This window comes from Kocuria salsicia (assembly GCF_039532055.1).
In the GTDB taxonomy this organism is placed as follows: domain Bacteria; phylum Actinomycetota; class Actinomycetes; order Actinomycetales; family Micrococcaceae; genus Kocuria; species Kocuria salsicia.
Genome location: NZ_BAAARF010000005.1, coordinates 12,926 through 30,174, shown reverse-complemented (window position 1 = coordinate 30,174; position 17,249 = coordinate 12,926). Strand labels below are relative to the sequence as shown.

Genomic DNA, 17,249 nt, shown 5'->3' with positions numbered 1-17,249 from the left:
CCCGCAAACTGGCATGGCCGATATATCCTCTGGATGTGTCCACATGGCCGGATGTCACCGCGCTCGAGCTGCTGGTCGCCGTGGCCGACCACGGCAGCCTCGCCGCGGCCGCGCGCGTCGTGGGCACGGCCCAGCCGAACGCCAGCCGGTCCATGGCGCGCCTCGAACGCTCCCTGGGCGTCACCCTGCTGCACCGTTCCACCCGCGGCTCCACCCTCACCCCGGACGGCCTGGTGGTCACCGAGTGGGCGCGGGACGTGGTGGACGCGGCCCGGCGTCTCGCCGACGGCGTGTCCCTCCTCGCGCACGACGCATCCCGCGCCGCTCCGCTGCGGGTCTCCGCCAGTCAGACCGTCGCCGAGCACCTGCTCCCCCGCTGGCTGGCGGAGCTGCGGCGCACTCACCCGGACTCGCGCGTGAAGGTGACCGTGCACAACTCCCAGGACGTGGTGCAGGACCTGCGGGAGGGAGCCGCGGACGTGGGGTTTATCGAGAGCCCCGATCCGCCGCAGGACATGCACCACGAGGTTGTGGCACGGGACGAGCTGGTGCTCGTGACCCACCCGCAGCACCCGTGGGCCCGGTGCGACCGCCCCGTCACCGCGGCGGAACTCGCCGCTGCCGCGCTGATCACCCGCGAGGCCGGATCCGGCACGCGCACCGCCCTGGACCTGGCACTCGGGCAGCCGGCGGTGTCCCTGTTCGAGATGCCGAGCAACGCGGCGGTGCGGGTGAGTGTGCAGTCGGGGGCGGCCCCCGCGGTGCTGAGCCGACTGGCAGTGGACGAGGCGGTGGCCGCCGGAACACTCGTGCAGGTGCCCACCGAGCTGCACCTCACGAGGGAACTGCGCGCACTGTGGGGAGGCCCGCGACGCACCCGGGGCCTGGCCGCGGAGCTGATCGCGGTGGCGCAGCGCACGGACGAAGACACGGGCCCGCGGGAGGCGCGCGGCGTCGTCGCCCCCGGCCGAATCTGAGGTGCAGAGCTGGCCCGCATGCGGCCACCCACCGACAGCCTCAAGTCCACTGCCGACGTGCTGCGGCAACTTCTGAGGCGCGACGCGCCCGCCCTCGGGCCGGAACCGCCGTCGTGTCGTGCCTCAGACGTTCGGGCGTCTGCCCCTCGCACTCCGGGTGGCACGGCGGGGCACCTCGCACGGCACCCGAACCTGAGGTGTGGCCATACCCGCCCCGGGGCACCTGGAACGGTATCTCCACACCTCGGATCCACGCCATGCACCCGGCCACCCGTGGCGTCCACCCTCGGGCGGCACCGCGCGCCCCGGGAGGACCCCTGTGCTCAGCCGACCTCCTCCAGCGTGGGCACGTGCTCCAGCAGCGAGCGCGTGTACGCATGGCGGGGGTTGCGCAGGACCGTGTCCGTGGGGCCGTAGTCCACCAGCTTGCCGCGTTCCAGGACGGCGAGCTTGTGCGAGATGTGCCGAGCGAGCGCGATGTTGTGGGTCACGAACAGCATGGCCAGCCCGCGCTCGTGCTGCAGCTCGCGCAGCAGCTCGATCACCGAGGCCTGCACGGAGACGTCCAGCGCGGAGGTGATCTCGTCGCACACCAGCACGGACGGGGCGTTCACCAGGGCACGAGCCACGGCGGCGCGCTGCCGTTCACCGCCGGAGAGCTCTCCTGGACGGCGGTCGATGTAGCTGCGCCCCAACCGCACCGCGTCCAGCGCGTCCGCCACCGCCGCCCGGCGCTGCCCCCGGTTCATCCCGCCACCCAGCTGCAGCGGCACCTGCAGCGAGTCGCCGATGCTGCGCCGCGGGTTCAGGGACGAGAACGGAGACTGGAAGACGTACTGGATCCGGCGGCGCTGCTCGTTGCTGCGCCGCCGCGTGCTGGGCGCAAGCACCTCGCCGTCCAGCAGCACGTCTCCCGTGTAGTCGTCGTTGAGACCCGCCACGCTGCGGGACAGGGTGGTTTTGCCGGACCCGGACTCACCCAGCAGCATCGTGGTCTGTCCGGCCTCCAGCTCCAGGTTGATGCCGTCCAGGATCACCGCCTGCCCGTAGGCCATGCGCAGGTCCCGCAACCGCACGACCGGTTCGTGCTCCTGCCCGGGCACGACGACGCCGCCCGCGCCCCGCTCGCGCGTCACCGCACGTGCGGTCGGGGCTGGGGCCTCCCCGGCAGCAGCATCCTGCTCAGAAGGTGCCGGGCCATGGTCGGACGTGTCGGCGCAGGGCGTGGACGTGGTGTTGTCTGCGGTGAAGTGGGTGGCCGCGGAACGGCCGTCGTCCCACGGCGCCCGCACGGAGGCGAGAGGGCTGACAGCGGGGCCGCCGCCCATGTCCCGGGCACCCTGCATGTCGGGAACGGCGCTGAGCAGCGAACGCGTGTACGCGTGCTGCGGGTGGCGCAGCATCTGTTCCGCGGGACCGTCCTCCACAATCCGCCCGTGCAGCATGACGGCGACGTCGTTGGCGACCTGCGCAACCACGGCGAGGTCGTGGGTGATGTAGAGCCCGGCGACGTCGTGCTTGGTGGTCAGCTGGTAGATGGTCTTGAGCACGAGGTCCTGGGTGGCCACGTCCAGACCGGTGGTGGGCTCGTCCAGGATGATGACCGCGGGGCGGCACGCGAACGCCATGGCGATGCCGATGCGCTGCTGCTGCCCGCCGGAGAGCTGGTGCGGGAAGCGGCGCTGGTACGCGCTGTCGCTGGGCAGACCCACCTCGCTGAGGACCTCGGCCACGCGGGCGTCGCGTTCGCGGGCGTTGCGGCCGAACTCGTGGGCGCGCAACACCTCCGCGATCTGCTCCCCCACGCGCAGCGACCCGTTCAGGGACAGCGCCGGGTCCTGTGGCACGTAGGCGATAGTGCCACCGCGCAGCTGCCGCATCTGCTTCTCGGACAGCGTCAGCAGGTCCACGGCCTTGCGGTGGAACCGGGACGCCCCCTCCTGCAGCTCCACGGTGCCGCCGCGCAGCTCCAGCCCAGAGCGCAGGTGGTTCATGCACGCGAGCGCCGCTGTGGTCTTGCCGGACCCGGATTCCCCCACGAGGGCGAGGATCCGCCCGGGGCGCAGCCGGAAACCGACGTCGTCCAGGATCAGCCCGCCGTCCACGACACCCAGGCTCAGGTGCTCCACCGCGATCGCGGTCTCCACCGTGGCCCTCGGAACGACGGACGCGCGGCCCTCGGCGCGGGCCCTCTGCTCTGACTTCCTCATCACGACCTCTTCTCCCCGGTGTCCCCGACATCTGCGGCGCCCGCGGCGTCTGCGCTGCTCGAGCGGCCTGCCCCGTCTGCCCGGCCCGTACCTCTTGCGCTGCCCGTGCCGCCCGCGGGACTCTCAGCGCCGTTCGACGCCGCCTGCTCGGCCGCTCTCCGCCGGGAACGCCGCGGTCCCGTGGAGGCGACCCGCCCCGCCGAGGCGCCGGCCACGGCGTCGGCAATGAGGTTGGTGCCCACCGTGAGCACCGCGATCGCGAGCACGGGAAGGATCACGCCCCAGGGCTGCAGGGACAGGGCGATCCGGTTCTCGTTGATCATCAGACCCCAGTCCGGGGTGGGCGGCTGCATGCCGAGACCCAGGAAGGACAGCGAGGCCACCGCACCGATCGAGTAGGTCAGGCGCAGCCCCACCTCCACCATGAGCGGGCCCATGATGTTGGGGACCAGGTCCCGGGTCAGGATCTTCCACTGCGGCACGGCGTACATCTGGGAGGCGAGCACGTAGTCCTCGGCCACCACCCCGGCGCTGGCAGCGCGGATCACGCGGGCCACGCGCGGTGCGTGGGTCACGCCGATCACGAGCACGAGCACCCACCCCTGCGGACCCAGCACGGTCACGGCCAGCAGGGCGAACACGAGCTGCGGGATGGCCAGCAGCACGTCCCCGCAGCGCATGATCAGCGCATCCAGCCAGCCCCCGCGGAACGCGGCGAGCATGCCCAGCACGGCACCCAGCCCCACGCCCAGCACGGTGGCCAGCGCCGAGTACAGCAGCAGCCGCCAGCCGCCGGCCAGGAAGCGGGAGAGCACGTCACGGCCCAGGTTGTCGGTGCCGAAGACGCCGCCCTGGAACGGTTTGCCCGCGAACGAGTTGGGGGTGTGCCCGGTCCACGCCGGCACCACGAAGGGCCCCAGCACGGCCAGCACGAGCACGATCCCGGTGAGCACGAAGCCCAGCTTCGCAACGGGCTGGGAGAGCACGCGCCGCGCAAAGGACGCCGGACGGGCGTCCCCCCGGGACTCGGAGTGGTCGAAGTCCGGGGCCGTTCCGGCGTCCCCCGAGCCGGTGGCGGCGCCGAGGCCGCCCCCGGCGCCGTCGCCTGCTGCGAGGGCGTCCTCGGCCACGACGACGTCGCTCGCCGCCGAAGTCCCCCGGGTCTGCCGGGGCGGGTGGCTCGTCCTGTCCTGCGCGCTCATGAGTGGGACTCCGTCCGCAGCTTGGGGTTGGCGAGGATCCCGATCACGTCCGCGATCAGGTTCACGACCACGTAGAACGCGGCGATGATCATGGACAGCGCCTGGACCACCTGCACGTCACGGGTGTTCACGGCATCGACCATGGCCTGGCCGAGTCCGGGGTAGCGGAAGAGGAACTCGACCACCACAATGCCCCCGGCGAGCCACGCGAGCTGCATGGCCACCACCTGGGCCACGGGCCCTACGGCGTGCGGCAGGGCATGCTTGAAGACCACCTGGCGCTCGGGCAGGCCCTTGAGCCGGGCCATCTCCACGTACCCGGAGTCGAGGACGTCGATCATGGTGGTGCGGGTCATGCGGATCATGTAGGGCACGACCACGAGGATCAGGGTGAGGGACGGCAGCACCAGCTGCAGGGGCCGGTCCCACACGTGCGTGCCGGGTGCCGCCATGGTGACCGAGGGCAGCAGCCTGAACACCGTGGTGGAGAGCAGGGTGGTCAGCACCACGCCGATCACGAACTCGGGCAGGGCCGCGAGCACGAGCGAGAGGCCGGTGAGCGCCTGGTCCGAGGCGCGGCCCTGGCGCATGGCGGACCATGTGCCGAGCAGCAGGCCCACGGGGATCGCGATCACGGCTGCGATCACCATCAGCACCAGGGAGGCGGACACCTTGCTGGCCAGCAGGGCGTTCACGGAGCCGCCCGTGGCCGCGGAGGTTCCCAGGTTTCCCACGAACAGCCCGCCCAGCCACGTGAGGTAGCGGACGTACCAGGGATCGTTGAGCTGCAGCTGCTCGCGCAGCGCGGCCAGCCGTTCCGGGGTGGCCTGCTGCCCCAGGATCGCCTGGGCCGGATCGCCCGGGAGCAGGAGGGTGAACATGAACACCAGCAGGGACACCGCCAGCAGCACGAAGACGGAGACCCCCAGCCGTTTCAGGATCATGGCGGTCACACGATCACTTCCCTTCCTGGTCGATCCACAGGTGGCGCATGTGGAACCCGCACACGGGCATGCCGATGCGGTGGCCGAAGCCACCGCCCACGTAGTTCTGGTAGGCGTCCGCCTGGTTGAAGAACCCCCACGCGATGTATCCGCCCCGGTCGTGGAGCACCTTCTGCGCGTCCTGGATGAGCTGGTTGCGCTGCTTCTCGTCCATCGTGGCTCGGGCCTTCTTGTACAGGGCCCGGAACTCCGGGTCCGCCTCGTGGGTCTCGTTGAACGGGGCTCCCGGAACGGTGCCCTGCGCTGTCTGGGACAGGAAGTTGCGGGTGTACCAGAAGTCCTGCGAGAAGGGGTACTTCAAGTACCCGTCTCCGAAGAACGTGGTGCTGTCCACGCGGCGCAGCTTCACGGTGATCCCAGCCTCGGCCGCCTGCTCCGCGAAGACCTGGGCGGCCTCCACGGCGCCCGACTGGATGGGGGCGGTGACCAGCTCGACCTCCAGACCGGCGGGATGGCCCGCCTCTGCCAGGAGCTTCTTCGCCTTCGCGATGTCCCGCGTTCGCTGCGGCAGCGTGGGCGTGCCGGGGTCGAACGGCGAGTACATGTCGTTGCCCACCGTGCCGTGGCCGGAGAAGACCTGCTCCACCATCTGCCCGCGGTCCACCACCAGCCGGAATGCCTCGCGCACCCGGGCGTCGTCGAACGGGGCGGTGTCCACGCGCATGGTGAACGGCAGCCAGTTGCCCGTCTCGGAGAGCACCGTGTGCAACCGCGGGTCCGTGTTGACCACGTCCACCAGAGCCAGCGGCAGCTGACCCACCACGTCCACCTGGGTGGAGAGCAGCGCGTTGACCAGGGCGTCCTGGTCGTTGAAGTTCAGCAGATGGACCTCGTCCACGTAGGGCGGTTCGCTCCAGTAGTCCGGGTTGCGCTTGAGCACGGTCACCTGGCCGGGCTCGAACGAGCCGAGGGTGAACGGCCCGGTGCCCACGGGCTTGGCGGGATCGTAGTCCGCGGGCACGATTCCCATCGAGTTCTGGGCGATCGAGTCCACCAGGGACGCGTCCGGTTCCTTCAGCTCGAACCGCACCGTCCGCTCGTCCACCGCCACGGTGCGCTCGAGCAGAGCGAGAGCGGAGGCACCGGTCTTGGGATCGTCGGGGTCCGTGATCCGCTCGAACGTGGCCACCACATCCTGGGGCGTGAGGGGCCTGCCGTCGTGGAAGCGCACGCCCTCCCGCAGCCGGAACACCCACTCGCGCCCGCCCTTGCGGGGCTCTGCGGATTCCGCCAGGCCGGGGACCAGTTGGTAGTCGGGGTCGAACTCGTAGAGCCGGTCGTACAGCCCCATCACGCGCCCGCCGTCCGCGGTGACCACGGGTGCATGGGCGTCCAGGCTGTCGGACGCGCCGCCCCCGGTCATTCCGACCCGCAGGGTGCCTCCGCGCTGCGGTTCACCCGTGGCCCGGGCCGTCCCCGCTCCGGGCTGGCTTCCACTGCCGCACCCGGCGAGGGCCAACGACGCCGCAGCGGCACCCAGGCCCATGAATCCCCTCCGGGACACCGCCGAGCGCAGCACGGCACCCACGGCGGGGGACGCTGCGACCTCGTGCGGGGCCGCAGCGCGGCCGGGGGCAGCCCTACGTTCGGATGGCTGGATAGGGGGTGGCAGTGGATTCATGGTTCCTCGCAGGCGGCGTGGTCGCGGGCATGGTCGTCGTGCGCAGAGGCAGCGACGCAGAGCGGCGGAAGGGGAGGGCGCGGCAGCCCACGGAGGGAGTGCCCAGCGGCGCAGAGCCAGCTACGGGATCTTGCTGAGGCGCGCGGCCACCACGCGGTGTCTCCGCACGGGCGTCTGAGCGGTGAGCCGACGACGGTAGATCTCGGGCTGCGAACGGCGTGCACCGCCGCGGCGGGAGGGCTTCCGAGCCCCGCCCAGACGGCTACCGGCGGGAAGGACGAGGGCAGGGCTCTGGCGCATGCAGTGCACGTGGCCTCCCTGGTCTCGTCGGAGCGGGCCTCGCGGCGCACGGGGTGCTCGCCAGCCCGCTCGTGGCCTCGATCACGTTCCACGCTACCGTGTTGGGGCACCGAACGGGTGAAGCGTGGCACCTTGACGGAGCGCGTCGAACGCTCCTCGCCCTGCACCGGGGGTGGTCACGGGTCGCAGCGGCCAGGCGCATCCACGCCGCACGGGACCGCGCCCGCGTCAGCGCTGGGCATCAGTCCTGGGGATCAGGCGGCCACTGTCCCCGGCGGAGGAGCACGTCCCGGAGCAGGTCCGCGCGATCGGTGATCAGCCCGTCCACCCCGAGGTCGAGCAGCCGGTCCATGTCCGCGGGCTCGTTGACGGTCCACACCTGCACGCGCAGACCCTCCCGGTGGGCAAGGTCCAAGAACTGCCGCGTCACGATCCGCACGGTCACCCGCCGCCCCAGGGGCAGCTCCACGGTGTGCCGCTCTGGTAACTGCAGCGTGTCGAAGGGTGCGACCACGCGGGACCACGCCGCCCGGTGAGCCGCCCACAGCGCGTGCGCGACCCGCGGCGAGATCTTGTCGGTGAGGGGTGCGACCGCGGCGACGGCGAGGAACCCCGCTGTGCCGAGCGTTCCCGCGGAGGTCTTGGCGCGCCGCCCGGTGAGCCGGGTGATCCCTGCGAGCGCGCGGCGTCGTCGTGATTCGGAGAAGGACGTGACGCGCAACCGGTGCGCGGCGTGCTCGCGCGCCACGACCCCAGGCAGGGCGGCGACGGACGCCTCGTCCTTGACGTCGATGTTCAGGCACGCCTCGGGCAGCGCTCGCAGCAGCTCGGTGAGCGTGGGGATCTCCTCGGTGCCGCCGATGCGCACTTCCCGCAGTTGCTCCCACGTGAGGTCGTTGACCGCGCCGGTGGTGCCCGTGACGCGCTCCAGCGTGGGGTCGTGGAATGCCACGACCACGCCGTCGCGGGTGGTGTGCACGTCCGTCTCCAGCCACACGAACCCGAGCTCGGCGGCCGCCTCGAACGCCGCGAGCGTGTTCTCGTGGCCGTCCAGGGAGAAGCCCCTGTGGGCCAGCGCGGCCGGGTTCCGGCGCCCGGACCCCGGGGCGCGTTCGGGGCGCGGCGCCGCCGCGGGGCTCTCAGGCACGGTCGGTCTCCTTCTCCCCGGCGTGCTCGCCGGCGCAGTCATGGACATGGTCACCCGGCACAGAGGCGAGGTACTGCTCGATCACCTGCGCCACGCCGTCCTCCGTGAACGCCGGCGCCGTGCGGGACACCGTTGCGACCACGCCGGGGTGCCCGTCCGCCATCGCGTAGCCGCGCCCGGCCCACGTGAGCATCTCGAGGTCGTTGGGCATGTCGCCAAAGGCCATCACCTCGGCGCTGGAGACGCCGAGCTCGGCGGCGAAGCGTTCGAGCGTCCGCGCCTTGGTCAGGCCGCGCTGACCCATCTCGACGAGCGGGGCGGCCGCGACGGAGTGTGTCACGGACAGCCGGTCCCCCACGATCTCCCTGACGCGCTCGAAGTACGCGGCGGGATCGGCGTCGTCCAGCTTGGCCAGCAGCTTGACCACCTCGGTGCCCGGGGTCAGGGACTCGGCGAGCGGGGCCTCCGTGATGCCCTCGACCTCCATGCGGTCGGTGCGGGACCAGCCGAGGTCCGTGTGCACGGTGTCCAGGGTCTCCGCGGCGAACAGCGAGCCGGGGCAGGCTCGGGAGATGTCCTCGACCACGGGCAGCGCCTGGGCCACGTCGAACACGCTCGCCTCCAGGATCCGTTCGGTCCCCGGGTCGTAGATCACCGCGCCGTTGGAGCAGATGACCACGCCGACGTCGTCGAGCTGCTCGTGCAGTGGGTGCAGCCAGCGCGAGGGGCGCCCGGTCACAAAGACCACCTGGATCCCGGCGTCCCTCGCGGCGGTGATGGCCGCGACGGTTCGGGGCCGGAAGCGGAAGTCGTGACCGAGCACCGTCCCGTCCAGGTCGCTCGCGATCAGACGGACGGGCGGTGCGGAAAGCCCCGTGTGCTCCGGCACGCGCGCTCAGGCCACTTCGTAGACGGGCGTGAGGAACGCCCGCCCGATGGCGTGCGTAAAGAGGTTGAAGTTCACCACGGCGGGGCTCGAGGTCTCGTCAACTTCCAGCTCGGCAACGTCCGCCGCGGTCACGCAGATGATGTAGCGGTGCGGGCCGTGGCCCTCGGGCGGGGCTGCACCCAGGTACTCGTCCGTGCCGCCGTCGTTGCGCTGCGTCACGGCGCCCTTCGGGGGATTCGACGCCGCCCCGGTCGCCAGTTCTGTCACGTCCGCAGGGATGTTGGACAGGCACCAGTGCCAGAACCCGCTGGGGGTGGGGGCGTCCGGGTCGAACATCGTGACCACGTAGGACTTCGTGCCCTCCGGGGCGCCGCTCCAGGACAGCTGCGGGGAGATGTCCTCTCCACCGGCGCCCATGACCCCGGAAACCTGGGGCATGGCGAACGTGGCGCCCTCGGTCACGTCCGTGGACGTCACGGTGAACTCGGGGAGCTCAGGCAGGTCGGCGTAGGGGTGGCGGTCGTACATGACGGTGTTCCTCTCGTCGTGCGGATCGGGCTTCTGATGACCGGGCGGGGCGGAGCCCAGCGGTGTGGGGCCCGCACACGGTGCGCTCTGGTGGGCCTGGCGGGTCAGGAGGTGACGGGCAGGTCCTCGCGCGTGGGCAGGTCCGCGCCGGCCCGGGAGACAGTGACCCCGGCGGCGGCCGCCGCGTAGAGCAGCAGCCCGGTGACCTCGTCGGCACCCAGCTCCTCCAGGGACGTGACCGCGGAGGCACCCAGGATCTCGCGGTCCGCGAGCGCGGAGAGCAGCGCCGCCATGAAGGAGTCCCCTGCACCCACGGTGTCCGCGACAATGACGTGCGCGGCCGGGACGGACACTCCGTCGCGCCCGGTGCCGCGGCTCACGGCCCACGGGCCCTGGGCGCCGCGGGTGACCACCACGAGACGGGGCCCGGCCTTGAGCCAGGCGCGCGCGGTCTCCTCGATGCTGCGGTGCGGGTAGAGCCACAGCAGGTCCTCGTCCGAGGCCTTGACCACGTGTGACAGCGCAACGATGCGCTCCGCCCGGGCACGCGCGTCGGAGGAGTCAGGGATGATCGTGGGGCGGCAGTTGGGGTCGTAGGAGACCAGAGCGGTGCGCTGCGCACGCTCCACGGCCTCGCCCACGACGGTGGCGCCGGGTTCGAGCATCGCGCCGATCGAGCCCACGTGCAGCAGCGAGGTGCCGTCCAGCAGCTCGTCGATCCGCGCGGTGTCCACGTCCAGGGACCAGTCCAGCTGGAAGTCGTAGGTGGCCGCACCGTGCTCGTCCAGGTTCGCCTGGGCCACGGAGGTGGGGCGGGCGTCCGCTTCGAACGGCAGCGCCACACCGTTGCTGCGCAGGTGCTCCACCACCTGGTGGCCGTAGTCGTCCTGCCCGTAGCGGCCCAGGAACTGGACCTCCTGGCCCAGCCGGGCGAGTCCCACGGCCACGTTCATGGGGCTTCCGCCCACGTGTGCGCGGGGTTCTGCGCCGCTGCGGGACACCACGTCCACGAGGGCCTCGCCGATCACCGTCAACATGGCACCACGGTAGCAAAGGGGGTGCGCGTGACCCGGCTGCGGAGGACCGCACACACCGGCACGACATGTGCGGGGCGTACGTCCACGACGTCGCGCTCGGGCGGCGGCGTCATCCTGCGGCACAGATCGGGGCCGCCCCCGCGGACCCGTAAACTGGGCGGCGACGAGCAGCGCCGCTCACGAGGCGCGCCACCCCGCCAGTCCGCGCACTGTCGCGCGACTCCAAGACGGCCCGGACGACGACGTCCCGGGCCGAGGAAGAAGGTTGCTCATGAGCGCCACCTGGTCCGAACGAGAAGCCCTCGCCGAGCAGCTGGTCCCCCTGGTGGGGCAGCTCCACCGCAACAACAAGGTCGTCACCACCGTGTTCGGGCGCTCCCTGGTGCACAAGTCCGTCACGGACATCATCAAGGTCCACCGCTTCGCGCGCCGCATCCTGGGCGAGGAGCTGCCCCTGGACAGGACGGTGGAGATAGTCACGGCCCTGGGCGGCCTGGACCTGGGCGCCTGCAACGTGGACGTCGCCAAGCTGTACCAGGGCTTCACGGACTCCCGTGCCACGGACCTGGCCGCTCACCTGCGCGAGGCGCTCGCCCCCGCCGTGGGCCAGCACGGCAGCAACGACGCCGAGACCCGGGACGTGGTGCTCTACGGCTTCGGCCGCATCGGCCGGCTGCTCGCGCGCATTCTGCTCAACCGCAACGACGGCACGGGCCTGAACCTGCGCGCCGTCGTGGTGCGCCAGAAGCCCGGAAACGACCTCGTCAAGCGCGCCTCGCTGCTGCGCCGCGACTCAGTGCACGGCTCCTTCGACGGCACCATCACGGTGGACGAGGAGAACAACGTGATCACTGCCAACGGCGTGCCGATCCAGTTCATCTACGCGAACTCCCCCTCGGAGATCGACTACACCGAGTACGGCATCCACGACGCCCTGGTGGTCGACAACACGGGCGTGTGGCGTGACGAGGAGGGCCTTTCCCAGCACCTGCAGGCCAAGGGCGTGGGCAAGGTGCTGCTCACCGCCCCCGGCAAGGGCGACATGAAGAACATCGTGTGCGGCGTCAACGACAAGGACATCTCCCCGGAGGACACCATCCTCTCCGCGGCGTCCTGCACCACGAACGCGATCACCCCGGTCATCAAGGTGCTCAACGACGAGTACGGGATCGTCCAGGGACACGTGGAGACCGTGCACTCCTACACGAACGACCAGAACCTGATCGACAACTGGCACAAGGGCGACCGCCGCGGCCGCTCCGCCGCCATGAACATGGTGATCACCGAGACCGGCGCCGCGAAGGCCGTGGCCAAGGCCCTGCCCGTGATGCAGGGCAAGCTCACGGGCAACGCGATCCGCGTTCCCACCCCGGATGTGTCCATGGCCATCCTGAACCTCCAGCTGGAGAACGCCCCGGCGGACAAGGACCAGGTCAACGCGTTCCTCAAGGACATGTCCCTGAACTCGCCCCTGCGCAAGCAGATCGACTACGTGGACTCCCCGGACGTCGTGTCCACGGACCTCGTGGGCTCCCGCCGCGCCGGCGTGGTGGACGGTCTCGCGACCATCGTGAACAACAGCTCCGTGGTCCTCTACGTCTGGTACGACAACGAGTTCGGCTACTCGTGCCAGGTGGTGCGCGTGATGGCCCGCATGGCGGACATCTCCATGCTGCAGCTGCCCTAGCAGGCCTCCCGGGGCGCTGCCCCGGCACAACGGCGCCCGGTGACCTCCCCCCGCGGAGGGCCACCGGGCGTCGTCGTCGGTGGCGTGTCAGGAGGTCGCGGAGCCGCGGACCTCACCGATCGCGTTGACCCCGAACATGGGCGTGCCGTTGACGCGGTGGTCCCCGACGATGCGCGCCTTGTAGATCACCGGGTTGTGCGTGGCGACGGTGCGGGCGTTGCGCCAGAACCGGTCCAGCGCCTTGGAGCAGGACACCGCCGAGGCACCCAGGACGTCGAAGATTCCGTCCGTGACGTCCTTGACCAGCCCGGGAACCACCACGTGCGCCTGGGCCACGGCGAGCTCGCACGCGTTCGTCAGCTCCTCGGGATCGGTGATTCGGGGCTCCTGGCCGAGCACCCCCACGGCGGCGTCGACCTCGCGCGCGGCCTGCAGCACGATCGCCCGCGCGGCGGCCGCCTGGGCACTGAGCTCGCCCACGCGCTGCAGCACCTGGGGGTCCTCACGGGTCACCGCGCCGTTGCCCGTGTTGAAGCCGCGGGTCCTGGCACGCACCAGGTCCACGGCGGCGGTCGCGGCGGCCCCCGCGATGCCCGCCTCCACCGAGAGCAGCACCAGCTGGAAGACCGCGGTCTCCTGCGTGCTGCGCCCGTCCCTGTTCCGCACATTCTCCGCAGGCACCACGACGCCGCGGAAGTGGGTGGTGCCCGTGCCGGTGAGCTGCTGGCCGAAGCCGTCCCAGTCGTCCACCATCTCCACGCCCTCCCAGTCGCTGCCCACGAGCGCGTGGGATCGGGCCTGCTGGCCGGGGATCTGCGCGGTGACCTGGATCCAGTCCGAGAAGATCGACCCGGTCGAGTAGTACTTGGTGCCGTTGAGCTCCCAGCTGCCGCCCTGCTCCGATCGGGCCAGGCTCGTGGCGGCGGTCCCCAGCGCGGCGCCGGAGCGTTCGGTGGCGGCGTTGCCCACGGTCTCGCCCGCGGCAATGCGCGGGAACCATACGTCCGCCTCGCCCGCACCCAGGCTCGCGAGGAAGCCCAGGTGGGAACGGTAGACGTGGGCCACGCTGGAGTCCGCGGCGGCGAGCTCCACGAGCAGCTCCACCGTCTGCGCGAGCGTGGCGCCGTAGCCGCCCCGGGCCACCGGCAGGGTCAGCGCCCCGAACCGCAGCGCGTTGAGCCACCCGAAGCACTCGAACGGCAACTCGTGGTCCTGCTCGCGGGCCACCGCGCGCGCGGCGATCCGCGCGAACACGGGGCGGAAGACCTGCAGCAGCTCCTGCGTGGGGATCTCGCCCGCGGGCGGGAACCCCGTGGCGCGGTCGCTGTCCGCGGAGCCGCCGGGAACGCCGCCCGCGAATGCCCCGGGGACGACGCCGCCGGAGCGGGTGCTTCCCGTGCCGAAGGCCCCGGCGGCGGCGGCCTCCCGCAGCGCGGTGGCTGCGGCGACCTCCTGCGCCACCTCCCGTACTGCGCTCTCGCGGGCCCGGGTGCGGGGGGATTCGGTGGTCTGGGTGGTGCTCATGCGCTGACGGCTCCCTGCGTCGGATCCGCGCCGCGCGCCGTGCCCCTCGGCCGGGACGCGCCCGGGACCGTGCGGCGGCGCGGGCCTCCCCCGGGCGACGTCCGCGCACGCGGGGCGCGGACGTCGCCCGCCGCGGGAGAGGCGACGGTCACCGAACCGGTCAGCGGAGCATGGCACTGTCCATCGGCCGTGGTGGGAGCACCGGCCCGTGACACGGGTGGTTGCTGCGGCGTCGACGAGCCACGTCTCTCGGCCGCTCTGGATGGCGTTACGTGCTCAATCCATCACGCGGGCCGCGAGGGTGTCAACGCGCGTGTCCTCCCGTGACCGGCTCAGCCCCGCCAGAAGCTCGCAACCGCCACGTTCAGCGCCAACAGGTCCCCGGTGTGGACGAGCTCGCGAGCCGAGTGCATCGACAGCAGCCCCACGCCCACGTCCAGCGTGCGCATCCCCAGCCGGGTGGCCGTGATGGGTCCGATGGTCGAACCGCACGGGATGTCGTTGTTCGCCACGAACTCCTGGTAGTCGATCCCGGCGTCCTCGCAGATCCCGGCCCACAGCGCGGCACCCACGGCGTCCGTGGTGTAGCGCTGCTTCGCATTGATCTTCAGCAGGGGCCCGCGACCAGGTTCAGGCGTGTTGACCGGATCGTGGTGGCCTTCGTAGTTGGGGTGCACCAGGTGCCCGGCGTCCGAGGAGAGGCACACGGAGCCCGCGATCTCCCGCAGGTGCTCCTCCCGCGACTGCCCGCGGGCGGCCGCGATGCGTTCCAGGACGTCCTCGAGGAACGGTCCGCCCGCGCCCGAACGGGTCTCGGAGCCCACCTCCTCGTGGTCGAACGCTGCCAGGATGCTCACGTGCGGGGCGGCCTCGAGCTCCTCCACGTGCTCGGTCATGGCACGCAGTCCCGCGTACACCGAGGTCAGGTTGTCGAGCCGCCCGCTCGCGAGCAGGTTGGACTGCGCTCCGATGAGCTCGGGAGCCTGGGTGTCCGCCACGGTGATGTCGTAGCCCAGAATGTCCTCGGGCGCCACAGTCCCAAACGCCTGGTCACCGGCCGACGACGACGCGTGCGTGGCCTGCGCGAGCACCGCCAGCACGTCCGCGTCCTGCGCGTCCCCCACGCCCCACACGGGCTGGGTGTGGCGCTGCTTGTCGAGGGTGAGGGCCTCGTTGGCGCTGCGGTCCAGATGGATGGCCAGCTGCGGGATCCGGGCAACGGGCCCGGTGGCGCTCAGCACCTCGCGGGGCCCGTTCTCCCCTCGTACCACGAGACGCCCGGCAAAGCGCAGGTCCCGGTCCAGCCAGGAGTTCAGCAGCGCGCCGCCGTAGACCTCCACCCCGGCCTGGTACCAGCGGTGGGAGACGGTGGTGGGGCGGGGCTTGAGCTTGAAGCCCGGCGAGTCGGTGTGGGCGCCCAGCACGCGGTAGCCCACGCCGGCCGCGGCACGGGACGGCAGCACCCAGGCGATCAGGGCGCCATCGCGCACCGCGTAGTAGCGGCCCCCCGAGCCTTCCGGCCAGGCCTCGGCCTCCGAGAGGCGCGTGAACCCGGCGCCCTCCAGCGCGGCGGCGGCCGTGGCGACGGCGTGGAACGGGCTGGGCGAGGCGGTGACGTACTCCCCCAGACCACGCGCGAAGGCGGTCTCCGGGGCGGAGCCCGTCGCGGCGTCGGCGGCGGACGGGGAGCTCACGGGCGATCTATTCGTCATGGACCCCAGTGTAGGAGGGGCTCTCCGGGCGGCCCCGGTCCGCCGGGGGCGCCAGCTGCGGCTGCCCCTGCGAGGTGCGCGTGTCCAGCACGCCCACGTAGCGCCCCTCGGCGTCGCGGACCGAGTAGGGGCCGTACTGCGGCGGCAGCGTCATGTAGGTCTGGGTGATGGGGTTGAGCACGTAGGCGGCCATGCCTGAGGAGTCCGCGGCGATCGCCGCGGGGCGGGCGTGCAGGTCGGGCATGCGCGGCGGTGCCGGCGGCGGAGGGAGGATCACGGTGCGCGTCACGGCCAGCGCCGGGCGACGGCGCACGAGCCAGAACACGATCGCCAGGTACGCGCCGTTGAGGATGACCTCGAAGACCACGTCCGAGGGGCTGCCGGAGGTCTCGTTCATGTCCGCAAGACCGACCATGCCCATGGCTGTGACCACCATGTTGTTCACCGTGTGCAGTGCGATCCCGGCCTCCAGGCCGCCCGTGCGCCACGTGACGACGCCCATGGTCACGGCCATGATGCCCACGGAGACCTGACCCCACACGTCGTAGGTGTGGCCGAGCACGAACAGCGGCACCGGAAGGAGGATGGCCCAGGCCGGGTGCTTGAGCCAGCGGCCGATGGTCTGCGCCAGGTAGCCGCGGAAGACCAGCTCCTCGGCGGTGCACTGCAGGGGCACCACCACGAGCCACAGCACCACGAGCCACCCGAAGCCCGGTGCCAGTTCGAGCTGCGGGACGCCGCCGCCGGTGGTCATGTCCAGACCGATCCCCACGGCGTTGACCACCACGTACACGGCCGCCGCGGCCCCGAGGCACGTGAGCAGCCACCTCCAGCGGATGCGTCCGGCCACGGAGAAGACCAGGCCCAGCGGGCGGGGGCCGAGCACCAGGCGTGCCAGCAGCACGCTGGGCAGCATCAGCGCCACGGAGCCGAAGAGCAGCAGGAACACTGCCGGGTCCATCTGGTCCATCGCCAGGATGTCCTCGGACAGGGATTCCGGGAGGGTGAACGCGATGACGATCCCGAACAGGATGCTCAGCACCAGGTAGATGCCCACCCCTATGACACCCTCCACGAGGGGCATCCACCAGCGGTGGTTGCGGTCCGCGAGCGCCAGCCGGTGGTAGAAGAACGTGCGGGTGGTGCCCGCGCTGATGGGACCGGGGGCTGAGACCGGGCCGGGGACGTGGCGGCCGTCGGACGGCCGCGCCAGGCCTTGCACGCCCGGGTTCTGCACGCCGGGAACTCGCACGCCGGGGTCCCTGCGGCGGGGCTGCTCACCCTGCTGCGGGGGTGTCGGGCGGGACCACGGGGCACTCGGCTGACTCATGCGTCCACGGTAACGGGTCCGGGGACCCGCACGACGTCAGGCCGCCCCGCTGTGGACCGGCGGGCTGCGGTGGCCCGTGGT

At 71.8% G+C, this 17,249-nt stretch carries 13 protein-coding genes and 1 riboswitch; of the genes, 2 read left to right on the top strand and 11 right to left on the bottom strand.

The annotated features are described in order from the left end of the window. The first annotated feature begins 35 nt into the window (after window positions 1–35). Window positions 36–977 (top strand): LysR substrate-binding domain-containing protein, encoded by a 942-nt coding sequence (locus ABD264_RS05585; protein ID WP_290500192.1) that lies wholly within the window; start codon window positions 36–38, stop codon window positions 975–977. A 323-nt stretch (window positions 978–1,300) separates the two neighbouring features. On the opposite strand, the gene ABD264_RS05580 is transcribed toward ABD264_RS05585, so the two are convergent. The 8 genes from ABD264_RS05580 to ABD264_RS05545 form a co-directional block, all read right to left on the bottom strand. After that, window positions 1,301–3,187 carry an ABC transporter ATP-binding protein gene (locus ABD264_RS05580; protein ID WP_303106674.1) on the bottom strand — a complete coding sequence of 629 codons (1,887 nt, stop codon included), beginning with the start codon at window positions 3,185–3,187 and terminating at the stop codon, window positions 1,301–1,303. Continuing rightward, entirely contained in the window at window positions 3,187–4,389 is a 1,203-nt protein-coding gene (locus ABD264_RS05575) for an ABC transporter permease (RefSeq protein WP_425554290.1), read from the bottom strand. Before ABD264_RS05575 ends, ABD264_RS05580 begins: the two co-directional genes overlap by 1 nt. Further along, the gene (locus ABD264_RS05570; RefSeq protein WP_290500195.1) at window positions 4,386–5,342 is read right to left on the bottom strand and encodes an ABC transporter permease; all 957 of its coding nucleotides are present in this window, start codon (window positions 5,340–5,342) and stop codon (window positions 4,386–4,388) included. Before ABD264_RS05570 ends, ABD264_RS05575 begins: the two co-directional genes overlap by 4 nt. 4 nt (window positions 5,343–5,346) lie before the next feature. Further along, window positions 5,347–6,756 (bottom strand): ABC transporter substrate-binding protein, encoded by a 1,410-nt coding sequence (locus ABD264_RS05565; RefSeq protein ID WP_186366791.1) that lies wholly within the window; start codon window positions 6,754–6,756, stop codon window positions 5,347–5,349. Between the two features lie 799 nt (window positions 6,757–7,555). Beyond that, a complete protein-coding gene (locus ABD264_RS05560) occupies window positions 7,556–8,461 on the bottom strand; it encodes a glycerophosphodiester phosphodiesterase family protein (protein WP_260983428.1) in 906 nt (301 codons plus the stop codon). Next, on the bottom strand, window positions 8,454–9,350 hold the full coding sequence (locus ABD264_RS05555; protein WP_244944931.1) for an HAD family hydrolase: 897 nt from the start codon (window positions 9,348–9,350) through the stop codon (window positions 8,454–8,456). Before ABD264_RS05555 ends, ABD264_RS05560 begins: the two co-directional genes overlap by 8 nt. A gap of 6 nt (window positions 9,351–9,356) precedes the next feature. Further along, window positions 9,357–9,878, bottom strand: coding sequence for a YbhB/YbcL family Raf kinase inhibitor-like protein (locus tag ABD264_RS05550; RefSeq protein WP_295110112.1), 522 nt, complete (start codon window positions 9,876–9,878; stop codon window positions 9,357–9,359). A 104-nt stretch (window positions 9,879–9,982) separates the two neighbouring features. Continuing rightward, the gene (locus ABD264_RS05545) at window positions 9,983–10,915 is read right to left on the bottom strand and encodes a carbohydrate kinase family protein (protein ID WP_303106651.1); all 933 of its coding nucleotides are present in this window, start codon (window positions 10,913–10,915) and stop codon (window positions 9,983–9,985) included. A gap of 271 nt (window positions 10,916–11,186) precedes the next feature. Between ABD264_RS05545 and ABD264_RS05540 the strand changes: the two genes are divergently transcribed. Next, window positions 11,187–12,602, top strand: a complete 1,416-nt coding sequence (locus tag ABD264_RS05540) for a glyceraldehyde-3-phosphate dehydrogenase (protein WP_303106652.1) — start codon at window positions 11,187–11,189, stop codon at window positions 12,600–12,602. 87 nt (window positions 12,603–12,689) lie between these two features. Here ABD264_RS05540 and ABD264_RS05535 read toward each other — a convergent pair whose 3' ends face one another. From ABD264_RS05535 to ABD264_RS05525, 3 genes are all read right to left on the bottom strand, one after another. Beyond that, window positions 12,690–14,126 (bottom strand): acyl-CoA dehydrogenase family protein, encoded by a 1,437-nt coding sequence (locus ABD264_RS05535; RefSeq protein WP_290500204.1) that lies wholly within the window; start codon window positions 14,124–14,126, stop codon window positions 12,690–12,692. 177 nt (window positions 14,127–14,303) lie between these two features. Then, a riboswitch (SAM riboswitch) is annotated at window positions 14,304–14,395 on the bottom strand. A 63-nt stretch (window positions 14,396–14,458) separates the two neighbouring features. Further along, a complete protein-coding gene (locus tag ABD264_RS05530) occupies window positions 14,459–15,838 on the bottom strand; it encodes a M18 family aminopeptidase (protein ID WP_303106655.1) in 1,380 nt (459 codons plus the stop codon). Beyond that, a complete protein-coding gene (locus ABD264_RS05525) occupies window positions 15,828–17,168 on the bottom strand; it encodes a CPBP family intramembrane glutamic endopeptidase (RefSeq protein ID WP_144943364.1) in 1,341 nt (446 codons plus the stop codon). Before ABD264_RS05525 ends, ABD264_RS05530 begins: the two co-directional genes overlap by 11 nt. Between the last annotated feature and the right edge of the window lie 81 nt (window positions 17,169–17,249).

Coding starts and splice junctions, on each gene's coding strand:
- ABD264_RS05550 (WP_295110112.1), bottom strand. CDS start 9,878: ATGTACGACCGCCACCCCTACGCCGACCTGCCTGAGCTCCCCGAGTTC.
- ABD264_RS05565 (WP_186366791.1), bottom strand. CDS start 6,756: ATGACCGGGGGCGGCGCGTCCGACAGCCTGGACGCCCATGCACCCGTG.
- ABD264_RS05535 (WP_290500204.1), bottom strand. CDS start 14,126: ATGAGCACCACCCAGACCACCGAATCCCCCCGCACCCGGGCCCGCGAG.
- ABD264_RS05525 (WP_144943364.1), bottom strand. CDS start 17,168: ATGAGTCAGCCGAGTGCCCCGTGGTCCCGCCCGACACCCCCGCAGCAG.
- ABD264_RS05575 (WP_425554290.1), bottom strand. CDS start 4,389: ATGAGCGCGCAGGACAGGACGAGCCACCCGCCCCGGCAGACCCGGGGG.
- ABD264_RS05540 (WP_303106652.1), top strand. CDS start 11,187: ATGAGCGCCACCTGGTCCGAACGAGAAGCCCTCGCCGAGCAGCTGGTC.
- ABD264_RS05530 (WP_303106655.1), bottom strand. CDS start 15,838: ATGACGAATAGATCGCCCGTGAGCTCCCCGTCCGCCGCCGACGCCGCG.
- ABD264_RS05580 (WP_303106674.1), bottom strand. CDS start 3,187: ATGAGGAAGTCAGAGCAGAGGGCCCGCGCCGAGGGCCGCGCGTCCGTC.
- ABD264_RS05545 (WP_303106651.1), bottom strand. CDS start 10,915: ATGTTGACGGTGATCGGCGAGGCCCTCGTGGACGTGGTGTCCCGCAGC.